This is a genomic window from Sedimentibacter sp. (assembly GCF_038562225.1).
Classification (GTDB): Bacteria; Bacillota; Clostridia; order Tissierellales; family Sedimentibacteraceae; genus Sedimentibacter.
Map to the genome: position 1 here is coordinate 496,480 of NZ_JBCFAS010000002.1, position 14,385 is coordinate 510,864.

Annotated in this window: 12 protein-coding genes; 1 reads left to right on the forward strand and 11 read right to left on the reverse strand. The window is 43.9% G+C overall.

The annotated features are described in order from the left end of the window. Nucleotides 1–56 precede the first annotated feature (56 nt). From AAGU76_RS08810 to greA, 11 genes are all read right to left on the reverse strand, one after another. On the reverse strand, nt 57–1,457 hold the full coding sequence (locus AAGU76_RS08810) for a YfcC family protein (RefSeq protein ID WP_342485104.1): 1,401 nt from the start codon (nt 1,455–1,457) through the stop codon (nt 57–59). A 157-nt stretch (nt 1,458–1,614) separates the two neighbouring features. Next, nucleotides 1,615–2,982 carry an amidohydrolase family protein gene (locus AAGU76_RS08815; RefSeq protein WP_342485105.1) on the reverse strand — a complete coding sequence of 456 codons (1,368 nt, stop codon included), beginning with the start codon at nt 2,980–2,982 and terminating at the stop codon, nt 1,615–1,617. A gap of 15 nt (nt 2,983–2,997) precedes the next feature. Beyond that, complete coding sequence (locus AAGU76_RS08820; protein ID WP_342485106.1) at nt 2,998–4,185, reverse strand: M20 family metallopeptidase; 1,188 nt, start codon at nt 4,183–4,185, stop codon at nt 2,998–3,000. Nucleotides 4,186–4,203: 18 nt separating this feature from the next. Beyond that, entirely contained in the window at nt 4,204–5,364 is a 1,161-nt protein-coding gene (locus AAGU76_RS08825) for a malic enzyme-like NAD(P)-binding protein (protein ID WP_342485107.1), read from the reverse strand. Continuing rightward, nucleotides 5,354–6,745: an argininosuccinate lyase gene (gene argH / locus AAGU76_RS08830; protein ID WP_342485108.1), complete on the reverse strand. Its 1,392-nt coding sequence runs from the start codon at nt 6,743–6,745 to the stop codon at nt 5,354–5,356. Before argH ends, AAGU76_RS08825 begins: the two co-directional genes overlap by 11 nt. A 221-nt stretch (nt 6,746–6,966) precedes the next feature. Next, on the reverse strand, nt 6,967–7,503 hold the full coding sequence (gene rbr / locus AAGU76_RS08835) for a rubrerythrin (RefSeq protein WP_342485109.1): 537 nt from the start codon (nt 7,501–7,503) through the stop codon (nt 6,967–6,969). A 150-nt stretch (nt 7,504–7,653) separates the two neighbouring features. After that, the gene (locus AAGU76_RS08840) at nt 7,654–7,899 is read right to left on the reverse strand and encodes an RNA-binding S4 domain-containing protein (RefSeq protein WP_342485110.1); all 246 of its coding nucleotides are present in this window, start codon (nt 7,897–7,899) and stop codon (nt 7,654–7,656) included. Nucleotides 7,900–7,910: 11 nt separating this feature from the next. Continuing rightward, a complete protein-coding gene (gene prfA / locus AAGU76_RS08845; protein WP_342485111.1) occupies nt 7,911–8,981 on the reverse strand; it encodes a peptide chain release factor 1 in 1,071 nt (356 codons plus the stop codon). 67 nt (nt 8,982–9,048) lie between these two features. Next, nucleotides 9,049–9,909 (reverse strand): peptide chain release factor N(5)-glutamine methyltransferase, encoded by an 861-nt coding sequence (prmC, locus tag AAGU76_RS08850; protein WP_342485112.1) that lies wholly within the window; start codon nt 9,907–9,909, stop codon nt 9,049–9,051. Further along, nucleotides 9,903–10,847 (reverse strand): DUF1385 domain-containing protein, encoded by a 945-nt coding sequence (locus AAGU76_RS08855; protein WP_342485113.1) that lies wholly within the window; start codon nt 10,845–10,847, stop codon nt 9,903–9,905. The genes prmC and AAGU76_RS08855 overlap by 7 nt, the downstream gene beginning before the upstream one ends. A 122-nt stretch (nt 10,848–10,969) precedes the next feature. Next, nucleotides 10,970–11,446, reverse strand: coding sequence for a transcription elongation factor GreA (greA, locus tag AAGU76_RS08860; protein ID WP_342485114.1), 477 nt, complete (start codon nt 11,444–11,446; stop codon nt 10,970–10,972). A gap of 193 nt (nt 11,447–11,639) precedes the next feature. Here greA and AAGU76_RS08865 point away from each other — a divergent pair, with 193 nt between their 5' ends. Beyond that, on the forward strand, nt 11,640–14,345 hold the full coding sequence (locus AAGU76_RS08865) for a calcium-translocating P-type ATPase, PMCA-type (protein WP_342485115.1): 2,706 nt from the start codon (nt 11,640–11,642) through the stop codon (nt 14,343–14,345). Nucleotides 14,346–14,385 lie beyond the last annotated feature (40 nt).

A 14,385-nucleotide genomic window follows, 5' to 3' on the forward strand; every position in this document is an offset into this window, starting at 1 on the left:
CGTCATCGAAGAAGAACCCGGCATTTCATATGCCGGGTTCTTAATATTTTCTTATTCTAGAACGGTCCGTAGTTGATCAGTACTGCTATTACCATGAATACGGCAGCCAGCAATGTCCACAGCCCCATCAGAGGTGCTACGTACTTAACCCATGTTTCATACTTGATCTTGGCTACTGACAGGTTTGCCAGCAACACGCCGGAAGTAGGAATTATTGAGTTTGATATACCATCGCCGAACTGGTAAGCAAGAACAGCTGTTTGTCTTGAAAGTCCTATTACCTCAGAAAGAGGAGCCATTATAGGCATTGTTGTAGCAGCCTGTCCTGAACCTGAAGGTATGAAGAAGTTCAATATTGACTGAACCAAAAGCATTCCCACAGCGCTCACTGATTTAGGCAGTGATGATACAGCAGAAGCCATACCGAATACTATTGTATCGATTATCAAGCTTCCTTCCATTATAACCAGGATTCCTCTTGCAAGACCTACTACCAGTGCTCCTGTAGTCATGTCCCTTGCACCTGCAATGAATGTGGTAGCCATTTCGTCCAGGTTCATTCCTCCTACAAGACCGCCGATTATACCTATAGCCAGGAATATGGCAGCTATTTCAGTGATGTACCATCCGAATTTGAATACTCCAAATATCAGTATTGCCATGCCTATTCCGAATACCATAAGCACTAAGGAGTGTCTCTTTGTCATTTCCTTTACGTTGCTCAGGTCTATGGCATGGTCCTTTTCCTGAAGCTCAAGCTCATAAACCAAGCTCTTTGTGGGATCTGCCTTAACCTTGTTTGCATATCTGTAAATGTAGCCGATTACAAGCACAAGAGTGCAAACCCAGATTACAAGCCTCAAAGCGATACCTGAAAACATAGGCAGTTCAGCAATGCTCTGTGCAACACCTACTGTAAAAGGATTCATGAAACCTGATGTGAAGCCTACTGCAGCTCCTAATGAAACAATTGACATACCAACGATGGCATCATAGCCTAAAGCTCTTGACAGCGCAATACCGATCGGAACAAATACTATTGCTTCCTCAGCCATACCGATGGTTGCTCCGCCTATTGAAAATATGAATACGATGATAGGTATTAACAGCTTTTCTTTTCCCTTCAGACCTAAAGCTACCTTGCTGATACCAGCTTCAATAGCTCCGGTTTGGTTAACCACATTAAAGGATCCGCCTACGATGAAGATGAAAAATACGATGCTTTGTGCGGCTGCAAGGCCTTTTGGAAATGCCTTAAGCACGTCGAAAGGCTTGGCCGGCGTCGGGTCGACCTGTGCATAAGAATTAGGATCAACAACCATTCTTCCTGTAGATGATTCAACCTTTTGATACTGTCCTGCTGGAATTACGTAGGTAAGAAGTGCGATTATAATGATCATTGCAAACAAAATTACATAGGTATGAGGCACTCTTCCTTTTTTCTTTTCTTTTTCCATAAATCTCCTCCTTTAAATGATTTAATTAAAATCAAAAATTAATCATTTTATTGATTAATTTTTGATATTTTAATAATCTTAGCATATAGAAGACCCTTACGCAAGCATTTTTTAATAATAAATAAGCGTTGTGCATATTTATTCCTAGAGTTAATATTTATGCTTCTCCTCTTTTTAAAAACCTTCCATGGGTGTTGTTCACCGTAATGTTGTCAGCTATTGCAACTTTGCCGTTTACGATTACAAAATCAACGCCTTCAGGTCTCACCTGAGGGTCCTGGAACGTTGCCTTATCTATGATTGTGTTGTAGTCAAAAATAGTAATGTCTGCATCATAGCCTTCCTTTATGAGCCCCTTTTGTCTAAGCATAAGACGCTTTGCAGGCATGTATGTCATCTTGTATATTGCGTCAAAAAAGTCCATCTTCTTTTGATCTCTCACGTAGTGCCCAATGACCCTTGGGAATGTACCGGCTCCTCTTGGATGGCCGGAGTGATTTCTGTATATTCCGTCGCTTGCCACCATAACCAGCGGATGATTGAGTGCTTGAACTATTTCATCCTCATTCATCACATATGCTACAGCCAGCATGTTGGGATACTCCTTTCTGGCCTTCTCAAACAGCTCCCTGTCACAGAACATGCCTCTGAAAGGCTCTTCTGTAAGCATGATTGAATCATAGCTCCTGTTCCACAGTTCGAAGCATCCTTCGTCAAACACGGCTGAACCGATGTAGGTGCTGAATGCATCGTAGGGATAAGCATCGACCAGCATGTCTGTTCCGCTGTTCACTATATCTTCAATGAGCTTCAGTGCTTCTGTCATGTTTCCGTATCCGCTTAAGCTTGAGATGTGTGATATCTGAAACGGTATTTTTGTTTCCTTGCCTATGAGGGCCATTTCATTTATGGCATCCAGGGCATACTTGGCGTCCTTTCTGTAATGAGCTGCCAGCAGAAGGTCTTTCCTTCCCTGAATTTCGCTGGTGATTTCGATGGCTTCCTCCGTGTCGATGCCCGGACAGTATTCCAGTCCGAAGGACACGCCTATGGCTCCGAAGTCAACAGCCTTCTTAACCATCTCCTGCATTTTTTTGATTTGTTCCCTGGTGGATTTCTTGTAGATGTCCGTGTTGCCTGCCTGGGTTCTCAGAAAATTGTGTCCGATGTAGGAAATGTAGTTAACGGGATTTCCTTTTTCATTTATGAACCGGTACAGCTCTTCTATGCTTTGTCTGTTGTTGCCGCAATTTCCTACAGCACAGGTGGTAACGCCCATGTTGAGCATGGTGTCACCAATGTCGTAGCCCTTCTTCTGAGTCAGCTCCAAATCTTCCTCATGCATGTGGATATCTATGAAGCCCGGCGAAACGTACCTGCCCTTTGCATCTATTACATTCTGGGCAGACTCCGGCACGATTCCGACAGCGGTAATCTTACCATCCTTTATTCCCAAATCTCCTTCAATGATCTTCTTGTTTTCGGCATCTATTATCAAGCCGTTCACTATTTTAATATCCAGCATTTTTCCCTCCATTAGTTACCTGCAGAACTCCTCTGCTATTCTTGTATATATTTCAACATAGTTAACCAGGTCGGCTACCGGAATTTTTTCGTCCCTGGTGTGGGAATATTTCAAATCTCCCGGGCCAGTAACAACCGTCGGAATTTTTCCGTAGGTTGAAAGAACGCCTGCATCCGTCCATCCTCTTCGTTTTTCAATTGTCGGTTCCTTGCCTATGTACTGCCTTAAAACACTTGTAACGGTCTTTGCTATTTCAGAATGCGGCTGGGCTATTAGCGGAGCATGGTCAAAACCCACCATGAGATTAGATTCCATCCTTGAAATACTTGCCTGGAAGTCAGGATCTTCATTCTTCAGCTCATCTATTATGTCCTGGTATTCGCGGAGTACTGAATCAACGTTTTCTTCCGGAAGATATCTTCTGTCTATCTGGATTACACAGCTGTCTGCAACAGAACTTGGCTGGGTTCCGCCGCTTATGAGTCCGAAATTCATCACCGAAGGTCCCATCCACTCATTTTGTCTTTCTTTGAGCTTTGGCATAAGGTTGCTTTCAATCCTGCTGATAAGTTTTGCAGCCTTTGATATGGCATTGATGCCCATTTCAGGAATTCCGCCGTGGGCTGCCTTTCCCTGAATTTTAATCTCAAGCCACTCAAGCCCCCTGTGCCCCAGCGCATATCCATAATTGGAAGGTTCGCCTACAACGGCTCCATCTGCTCTGATGCCGCTCTTAACAACTGTTTCGGTTCCGTCACTTTTTTCTTCCTCACCTGCCACAGCAGTAAGCACAATATCTCCTCCAAGGACTATTCCCTTGTTTTTTATCTGAAGCATGGCCGTTATCATGCAGGCTACGGCGCCCTTCATGTCGTTGGCTCCCCTGCCTGTGACGAAGGAATCCACAATCAGCCCTCCGTATGGTTCAACAGTCATCTCATAAGGGGGCACGGTATCAATGTGCCCGTTGAACAGCAATGTCTTTCCTGTCCCTTTTCCTCTTAGCCTGACCAGAACATTTTTTCTTGGTCCTTCCACCTCCTGATATTCAGCTTCAAGACCGTGCTTGGTGCAATATTCGTAAATAAACTCAGCAACTGCAGCTTCTCTGTTTTCTGTGTATTTATGGCTGGGTATTCTGATAAGCTCTTGTGTCAGTTTGACAACATCGCTGCTGTTTAAATCAGCACTGTATTTTATCATTGCAGCCTCCATATATATTTATTCCGTTTCCCAAGCTTTCGCAACTGCTTCTGCTACAGCGCCTGCAACCTTGTTGTTGAATGGTCCCGGAATTATGAAGTCCTCGGCAAGCTGCTCGTCAGAAACAAGACCAGCTATGGCATAAGCAGCAGCCTTTTTCATTTCTTCGGTAATCTGTTTTGCGTGGCAGTCAAGAGCTCCTCTGAACACTCCCGGAAATGCCAGCACATTGTTTATCTGGTTGGGGAAGTCTGATCTTCCCGTTCCCACAACCCTGGCGCCTGCTTTTTTAGCCAGTCCAGGCATAATCTCAGGAGTTGGGTTGGCCATGGCAAAGATTATGGAATCCTTGTTCATTGTTCTCACCATATCTTCCGTAACCGAATTCGGAGCCGACACACCGATGAACACATCTGCTCCTGTCAGCGCATCAGAAAGAGATCCGCTCAGTTTTTCGCTGTTGGTAATTTGAGCCAGCTCAGTCTTGTGGGCGTTGAGTCCGCCTTGGCGGCCTTCCACAACTATACCCTTGCTGTCACAGGCTATTATGTTTTTTGCTCCCAGTGATAGAAGCATCTTTATTATGGCAGTTCCTGCTGCTCCCGGTCCGTTCAAAACAATCTTTACTTCTTCAAGCTTCTTTTTTGTAAGCTTAAGAGCGTTGATTAGTGCCGCTGACACCACTATGGCTGTTCCATGCTGATCATCGTGGAAAACCGGAATATCAAGAAGTTTTTTAAGCCTGTCCTCTATTTCGAAGCATTTTGGCGCCTGTATGTCTTCCAGATTTATTCCTCCGAAAACCGGAGCAATGTTTACTGCCGTCTTTATTATTTCTTCTATGTCCTGTGACTTTACACAAATTGGGAATGCGTCAACTCCTGCGAAATTTTTGAAAAGCACAGCCTTTCCTTCCATTACCGGAATTGCAGCCTCAGCGCCGATGTTTCCCAGGCCCAGAACGGCAGAGCCGTCTGACAGCACTGCCACCAAGTTTCCTTTTGAAGTGTATTTATAAACGTCCTCTGTGTTTTCATGTATCTTTCTGCAGGGCTCTGCCACCCCCGGCGTGTACGCGGTGCTCAGGTCATCCCTGTTTTCAACCCTCACCTTGCTTACGACTTCAATCTTTCCTTTGAATTTCTCGTGCATCTTCAATGCTTCTTCATTATAGTTCATCTTGTTCTCCTTCCAGCCATTGTCTTCCGGCTTTGATTTGTCTTTTAACTTCAACAGGTGCCGTTCCTCCGTAGGAAACTCTTCCGTTTACACAGCCTTCCATGGTTAAATCAGGAAGAGACTTCCTGCTTACCCTTGCATCTATCTTTTGAAGTTCTTCGTCAGAGAGATCCACAAAGTCCTTGTTGTTAGACTCGCAGTACTTGACCATCTTGCCCACTATTTCATGAGCTTCCCTGAATGGAATCTTGTTCTTCACAAAATGCTCGGCAATGTCCGTTGCGTTCAGGAATCCCTGTCCCAGGTGTTTTTGTATGTTCTCCATCCTGAACTCTGTTTTTTCTATCATCTTTGCAAAGATAACAAGGCTCTTGTTGAGGGTGTCCACTGTGTCAAACAGACCTTCCTTGTCTTCCTGGAAATCCTTGTTGTAAGCCAGCGGTGTTCCCTTCATTACAGTCAGAAGCTGCATGAGGTTTCCGTAAATTCTTCCTGTCTTGCCCCTTAACAGCTCAGCCATGTCAGGATTTTTTTTCTGCGGCATGATGCTGCTTCCTGTGCAGAAGCTGTCATCAATCCATATGTATGAAAATTCCTGTGAATTCCAGTACACAAACTCTTCAGCCATGCGGCTTATGTGCATCATGCATATGGAGGCATCGCTTAATATCTCAAGTATGTAGTCCCTGTCGCTGACGGAATCCATGGCATTTTCAGTGACATTCTTAAATCCCAGTAGCTCTGCTGTCCTGTGTCTGTTTATGGGAATCGTGGTTCCTGCCAGTGCGCAGGAGCCCAGAGGATTGTAGTCGGTTCTTTCAAAACACTGTTCAAACCTTTCTATGTCCCTTTTGAACATCTGGAAGTATGCCATTAGATGGAAGCCTATAGTTACAGGCTGCGCATGCTGCATGTGCGTGAAGCCAACCATTATCTTGTCATGGTACTTATCCGCCTTTTCCAGCAGAACATGCTCCATGTACTTCAAGTTTTCTATTATCTCTCTGATTTCCCTTTTTGCATAAAGCCTTGTGTCCACTGCAACCTGATCGTTTCTGCTTCTGGCGGTATGAAGTCTCTTTCCTGTTTCCCCAAGCCTTTTGATGAGGATGCTCTCCACGGCCATATGTATGTCTTCATCGTGAACAGTAAAAGTAATCTTACCCTCTTTTATTTCTGTTCTGATTTCTTTAAGCGTTTCCACTATGCTGTTCTTTTCTTCTTCGCTGACGATTCCCTGCTCAAAAAGCATTGTGACATGTGCGATGCTTCCTGCTATATCACAGTCGTACAGTCTTTTATCAAAAAATATGGATGCATTGAATTCCTCAACAATTTCATCCATCGCCTTTTCAAATCTACCACTCCATAGGCTAGCCATTTTTTTCTCCTTCAGTATATTAATTAAAAATGAAGAATGAAGAATTAAGTTAAGAGTTAACGGTGCAATTCAGCCCGGCTGAATTGTAATTATTCAAAATTCATTATTAACTATCATTTTTATTTTTTATTATAACATACTTAGAATATTCTTCAAGCAAAAAGAAAAAATTGCCGGATAGTTCCGGCAATTTACCATTAATTCTTAATTCTTAATTGCTTCTAGTACGGTTTTGTGTAAAGCTGGAAGTGTGCCTGCGGATGGTCGCAAACAGGACATACCTTTGGAGCTTCCTTGCCTACATGGATGTGTCCGCAGTTGTCACACTGCCAAACAAGTTCTCCCTCACGCTTGAATACCTTTCCTGTTTCAATGTTTTCAAGCAGAGCCAGGTATCTTTCCTCATGGCCTTTTTCGATTGCCCCAACTCCTTCGAAAAGGTAGGCTATCTTATTGAAGCCTTCTTCTCTTGCAACCTTTGCAAAGTTTGCATACATATCTGTCCACTCATAGTTTTCTCCTGCTGCCGCATCTTTCAGATTAACCGGAGTTTCAGGCATGCCGTCGTGAAGAAGTTTGAACCACAGTTTTGCGTGTTCTCTTTCATTTCTTGCTGTTTCTTCAAAGAACTTGCTGATTTGTACATATCCGTCTTTTTTAGCCTGATTCTGATAGTAGGTATACTTCACATGTGCCTGAGATTCACCTGCAAATGCAGTCATTAAGTTTTGTTCTGTCTTGCTTCCTTTTAATTCCATAACGCACCTCTTAAGATTTATTTATCCCTTACATTCCAAGGATGTGGGCAGTGCAAAAATATTCTGATTTAATCTTCTTATGCGTAATTTTTTCAATTTCCGCAATATTTTCCATACCCAACAATAAATATATACCCGCTTTTTCAGGCTTTAATCATTAATTATGCTGTACATTTCCTTGTAATCATCTTTCATCACATGTTCCAGCACCTGTTCAACCCTGATTTTCATGGGCTTGGTGCCAAAGATTATCTCTATTTCATCGCCTGTTTCAACCTCTGTTCCAGGTTTGGCCGGCTTGCCGTTTACAAGCACCCTTCCCTGGTCGCAGGCTTCTTTTGCAATGGTTCTGCGCTTTATGACGCGCGCGTTTTTAAGATATTTATCTATTCGCATAACGCCTCCGTTTAATCGGCCAGGTTCTTCAGCTTCTCGGCCTGGTCGGAAGTCATGAGAGCATCCAGCATTTCCGTGATGTCCCCGTCTATGAACGAGTCAAGCTTGTAAAGGGTAAGACCTATTCTGTGGTCGCTGACTCTTCCCTGAGGGAAGTTGTACGTCCTTATTCTTTCACTTCTGTCCCCGGAACCTACCTGGCTCTTTCTTTGCTGCGCCAGCTCATCATTCTGCTCCTGCTGGTACATGTCGTAAAGCCTTGCCTTTAGAACCTTGAACGCCTTGTCTTTGTTCTTCAGCTGCGACTTCTCATCCTGGCAGGAAATAACAATGCCTGTTGGTATATGGGTAAGTCTTACGGCTGAGTCTGTGGTGTTAACGCACTGTCCTCCGTTTCCTGATGAACGGAACACGTCAACCCTTACATCGTTGGGGTTTATTTCTATTTCAATGTCATCAACCTCAGGCAGCACTGCAACCGTAGCCGATGATGTGTGAATGCGCCCGCTGGACTCCGTGTCCGGAACACGCTGCACGCGGTGAACGCCACTCTCGTACTTTAATTTTGAATATGCTCCCCTTCCCTTGATGGAGAATATTACTTCCTTGTAGCCGCCTATGCCCTGTTCGTTGACCGAAATGAACTCGGTCTTCCAACCCTGCCTTTCGGCATACCTTAAGTACATTCTGAGCAGGTCTCCTGCAAACAGCCCTGCCTCGTCTCCTCCGACACCGGCTCTCACTTCCACAATTACGTCCTTGTCATCGTTGGGATCCTTTGGAAGAAGCAGTATTTTAATTTCCTGTTCAAGCTCTTCAATTTTAACACTGAGCTCCTTAACCTCTTCCTTCACCATTTCCCTGAAGTCATCGTCAAGCTTCTCATTGAGCATTGCCTTTGAATCTTCAAGCTGGGTTTCAACTTCCTTGTACTCGTTGTACTTCGTTACTATGGGTTCCAGCTGAGCCTGTTCCTTCATGAGCTTTTGAAGCTTCTGGGAATCGCTGAGGATTTCCGGGTCGGAAATCTTTTCGCTGAGCTCCGTATATTTTTCATTTAATGCCTGCAATTTATCTATCATTTCTATCCTCTTTCTTTTATTAAACTATTGGTTATATGATCCTGCTTTGAGTATATCCGGTTCAAAGCTACAAGAAACCAGTCACGACACGGTCGTTGCCGCCCAGGTCTTTGTCTGTTTCGATCTTTCTGAACAATCCCGACTTGCTGAATATTTCATTCACGTCCAATGCCTGATCGTGGCCTGTTTCCACAGCCAGCACTGCAGTCTTGGTGTGGATTTCACCAAAAACCTTCACAATCTGCCTGTAATACTCCAGCCCGTCTTCTCCTCCGTCCAGCGCCAGCTTAGGCTCATATACGGATACTTCCAACGGTAATTCACCTATTGTTTCTTTTTTGATGTAAGGCGGATTGGATACCACAATGTCAAATTTTTCGTCTGAAAATGCATGTGTGAATATGTCACCTTCAAGAGTTGTGACGTTCTTCATATTGTTCTTCTCTATGTTTACAGCTGCAGTTTCAATGGCTTCTTTGCTTATGTCCATGGCTGTTACACAGGCATTTTTCAGGTAGTATGCAAGGCTTACTGCAATTGCACCGCTTCCGGTGCCTATGTCCAGTATTCTTAGGTACCTGTCTTTCATTTCTGTGGTGTTCACGATTTTTATGACTTTTTCAACCAGTGTTTCCGTATCGGGCCTCGGAACAAGTATCCCTTCCTGAACATAAAAATCAATCCCCATGAACTCCTGGGAATTGGTCATATATTGCAGCGGATAGCCCTGGTTTCTTTTTTCTGCCATCTCGTAAAAACGCTCAGCCGTTTTTTCTTCCACTTCCTCTTTTCTGTTAAGGTGCAGGTACACCCTGTCCTTGCTGAGCAGGTGGCATAAAATAAGCTGCACGTCAAGAAAGGGATTGTTGTAATCCCTCTCTTTGACTATTTCAATTCCATCTTTCAACAATTTTTCAATTGTTACCATGTATCATCTACTCCGTTTGCTGGTATGACTCTGTTCATGGCTTCTATAGCCACCTCTATCATGGAGTCATCAGGTTCCTTGGTTGTTATCTTCTGAATCAGAAATCCTGGATAGGATATTATTTTCGTGAGAATATTCTCTTTCTGACATTTTCCCACATACTTGTTCAGCTCGTATGAGATTCCCGCAATCACCGGCAGCATTGCAAGTCTTATGACAAGTCTCATGAGCGGGTTCGGCCATCCGAAAAATGAAAATACGATAATGCTTATGAGCATTACATTTATCATGAAACTTGTTCCGCAGCGTGGATGCAGCGTGGAATACTTTCTCACGTTGTCAACCGTCAGCTCTTCCCCGTGCTCATAGCAGTGTATGGTCTTGTGCTCTGCTCCGTGATACATGAATACCCTTTTTATGTCGTCAAGCTTTGAGACCAAGTACACATAACCTACGAACAAGCCTACTCTTATAACACCTTCTGCCAGGTTCAATAAAAATGTGTTTTTCACCAGGTTTTTTAATACATTGGTCAAAAGTGTAGGTCCCAGTATGAACACTCCCACGGAAAAAACCAGGGCAATTGCTACGGATGCATATATTATTGCAGTATCTGCCTTGTCCTTGAAAATTTTCTTCAGGAAACGGTCTACAGCATCCTCCTCGTAGTCGTCTCCGTAAAATTCGGCTGAATACATGAGCTCTTTCACGCCGTTAACCAGCGAATCTATTAGCACAAAGCTTCCTCTTATCAATGGAAGCTTGAAAAATTTATTCTTAAAAATCTGATTGATTTCACTTTCCTTAACCTCAATTTCACCGTCAGGCTTTCTTACAGCCGTGGCTATTTTGTCAGGGCCCTTCATCATGATGCCTTCAATAAGAGCCTGGCCCCCTATACTGGTCTTTTTGACCTCTTTTAAAACTCTATCGCTCATTTTGTCCCCTTTTCTAATACATTCATGCTATTATACAATTATTGCGTAATTTCTTCAAGTTAATTTTACATATACAAAAATAAAAAGCTTTGTAATTTTACATCACAAAGCTTAATCTTTCTTTAACTTACTTCCAGAATTTCGTACTTCACCAATCCTCCTGGGGATGCCACATTGATGGTTGTTCCTCTTTTTTTGCCCATAAGCTCCGAGCCCAAAGGCGATAGATTTGAAATTTTCCCTGCAACGGGGTCTGCTTCTGTTGCTCCCACGATGGAATAATCGAGAACTTCATCAAATTCGATGTCCTTTAAAACCACTTTGCTTCCTATCTGAACGATATCCTTGTTTGCTGCATTGTGTTTCACTATTTTAGCGTACTTAAGAGTATGCTCAAGCACGATTATTCTTGACTCATTTTTGTTTTGTTCTTCTTTCGATTCGTGGTACTCGCAATTTTCGCTTAAGTCGCCTTCCTTCAGGGCACCCTTTATTCTCTCGGCAATTTCTTTTCTCAGTCTTGTCTTCCTGTACTCAATCTCGTTGATGAGTTCCTGATATCCTTCTTCAGTTACTAATATTTCTTTATTGTTATCCATTCTTCCACCTACTTCATTACGACATTAAACTAATAAAACTATTATAACCTAAAAAAAAAATATTTCAACTTATTTATGTCGACACCATTGTCAATTGCTTCCATATTGCGGAGCAAATATTCCAGGTTCTATTTTAATCTTGTCCACATATATTGAATAAAGACCAACATCACAAAAGAATCAGAGGTGAAATATGCAGGCAATGAAAAGTTTCAACAAAAATTACAGAGGACTAAGCAATGAAGAAGCTGCAGTATCAAGAAAAAAATTCGGTTCCAACACAATTGAACCAGTTAAGAGAAAAAATTTCTTCAGTCATTATGCTGCCAGCTTCGGAGATCCTACCATCAAAATACTTCTTGTGGCGCTGGGCCTCAACATCCTGATGTTCATCAGAAACTTCAACTGGTATGAATCCATAGGAATTGCAGTATCAATAATGCTAGCGACTCTCGTCTCCAGCATATCCGAATACGGAAGCCAGCTTGCCTTTGAAAAGCTTGTGGAGGACGCTCAAAAAACCAACTGCAAGGTGTACAGGAACGGTTCGCTGACTGAAATCCCATCTTCCGAAGTTGTGGCGGGAGATTTTGTGCTGCTTTCCCAAGGTGACAGGATTCCTGCCGACGGCATGCTCATAGACGGGCAGATTGATGTGGATCAGTCCTCCTTAAACGGAGAGGCCAAGGAAGCTCATAAAATATCGGCTGCCATGGTAAACTTTGATGACAACGACGACAAGAGCCTTTCCAATCCCACTCTTGTATTCAGCAGCTCCATAGTGTACCAGGGAAGCGGTACCATGCTCGTTCAGCACGTGGGTGAAAAAACTTACTACGGGCACTTGGCAAAGGAACTGCAGCAGGACAAGTCGGACAGTCCCTTAAAACGCAGGCTCACTGACCTGGCAAGATTCATAAGCCGTCTGGGTTACATGGGTGCATTCCTTGTGCTGTCCTCCTCCCTTTTCAAATCCATAGTCATAGACAATGGATTCGATGCAGCTTTAATAGCAGCCTACGCATCAAACCCCTACAACCTGGCTCAGGACGTTATAAGAGCTGTCACAATGGCAGTAACAATCATAGTTGTGGCCGTTCCCGAAGGACTTCCCGTCATGATAACCGTCGTGCTGTCCTCCAACATGAAGCGCATGATACGTGACAACGTGCTGGTGAGAAAGCTTGTGGGTATTGAAACAGCCGGCAGCCTCAACATCCTGTTTACGGACAAAACCGGAACCCTCACAAAAGGAAGGCTCCAGGTGTCAAAATTCATAACGGGAGACGGCAGCATCTACGAAAACATGTACAAGCTCAAGGAGGAAAAAAAGCTCTGGAAAATAATATACGTTTCATCCGTCTACAACAACGGCTCAAAAATCGGGCATGATGGCAGGAGGCAGCTTCCCGTGGGAGGAAATTCCACGGACAGGGCCATGTTGAGATTTGCCATGAACTATCCTCTCATAAATGCAAACATATTGAAGACAAGGGAAGTGAACTTCAACAGCAAGAACAAGTATTCAGCTTCGGAGGTTGAAGGAGACATTAACCTAACTCTCATAAAGGGAGCGCCTGAAAAGATTCTCCCTTTCTGCACCCACTGCTACCTGACAAACGGAACAAGGACGGAAATGAACAACATATTTGAACTTAACAGGCTGTCCAAAGATGCAGCCGCATCGGGCGCAAGGCTTCTTGCCCTGGCCACCTCGGAAGAAAACCTCGACAAGCTGACAGGCGGCTTTTCCAGACTGACGCTGGTTGGAATTGCCTGCATAAGAGACGAATTAAGGCATGATGTGGCAAAAAGCATTGAAGACGTATCAGCGGCGGGAGTGCAGATTGTCATGATAACAGGAGACGGGAAAGAAACAGCCTCATCCATCGCCAAGGAAGCAAATCTATTGGATTATGCCAAGGGCAACGTGATTCTGACTTCAGATGAATTGAGGAACATGTCCGATGCTCAGGTAAAGAGCATGATGCCTAAAATACGTGTTGTGGCAAGAGCCATGCCTTCTGACAAGACTAGGCTTGTGAAGCTTTCACAGGAAATGGGTATGGTAGCCGGAATGACGGGAGACGGAGTGAACGACGCTCCGGCCCTTAAGAGGGCAGATGTGGGATTTTCCATGGGAAGCGGCACAGAGGTGGCAAAGGAAGCCAGCGACATAGTCATACTGGATGACAACTTTTCATCCATATGCAAGTCCATCCTTTATGGCCGAACCATCTTCAAAAGCATCAGAAAGTTCATAATCTTCCAGCTTTCCATAAACATGTGCGCCATGGCCGTCACACTCATAAGCCAGTTCATAGGAATTGAAACTCCCATAACAGTCACACAGATGCTGTGGATAAACATGGTTATGGATACCCTGGCAGGCCTGGCCTTTGCCGGAGAAGCCCCCCTTCCCGAATACATGGAGGAGAAACCTAAAAAGAAGGGAGAAAAGATCATCAACGGCTACATGGCCAACCAGATATTCCTTACGGGAATCTACACAACCATTCTTTGCATCCTGTTTTTGAAATTTCCGGGTATAAAGGCAGTGTTCAGGAAGTCTGAGGGTGATGCGTACCTGATGACAGGCTTCTTTGCCCTCTTCATGTTCTGCGCCATATTCAACAGCTTAAATTCCAGGACCCAGAGGATAAACCTTCTGTCCAACATACTGAAAAACAAGTCATTTGTTATCATCATGGGAATCGTATGTGTCATACAGATGCTGCTTTTGTTTTTCGGCAATAGTGTGTTCAGAACTTACGGGCTGACCATGAGGGAATTCATGACAGTTTTGTCCTTATCCCTTACGGTAATACCAGTGGACCTCATGCGCAAGTCCCTCATGCGGCTGAGCCACTCAAAGGAAGAAGTTGCAAAATTTCTGTAACAGATTCATAAACAAAAAGATCCTTCGATAATTCAGACAT